We start from the raw sequence: 313 nt of genomic DNA, 5'->3' as shown, positions 1-313 counted from the left end.
CTGGTGAGCGGTGCATCAAACGCTTAGGCCTTCAGCGGGACCAAACGTGGAGCAATCATGTTTTCGGGGCGCAGGATGTCGTCGAGCATGGCGTCGTCGAGCAAGCCTTCTTCGCGCACCAGTTCCAGCACGCCGCGGCCGCTTTCGAGGGCGATACGCGCAATGCGTGTGGCGTTTTCATAGCCGATGTACGGGTTCAGCGCGGTGACCAGGCCGATGGAGTGTTCCACCAGTTCGCGGCAACGGGCTTCGTTGGCGGTGATGCCGACGATGCAGTGTTCGCGCAGCATGTCCATGGCGCGTTGCAGCAGGC

At 62.3% G+C, this 313-nt stretch carries 1 pseudogene; it reads right to left on the bottom strand.

Annotation, left to right across the window (positions count from 1 at the left end):
• Nucleotides 1-23: 23 nt before the first annotated feature.
• Nucleotides 24-313 (bottom strand): annotated as a pseudogene (gene aspA, locus HX773_RS25770) (aspartate ammonia-lyase); the annotation flags it as partial.

Source organism: Pantoea sp. B9002 (genome assembly GCF_013385945.1).
Lineage (GTDB): Bacteria > Pseudomonadota > Gammaproteobacteria > Enterobacterales > Enterobacteriaceae > Pantoea.
This window is presented reverse-complemented; position numbering and strand designations above follow the sequence as displayed.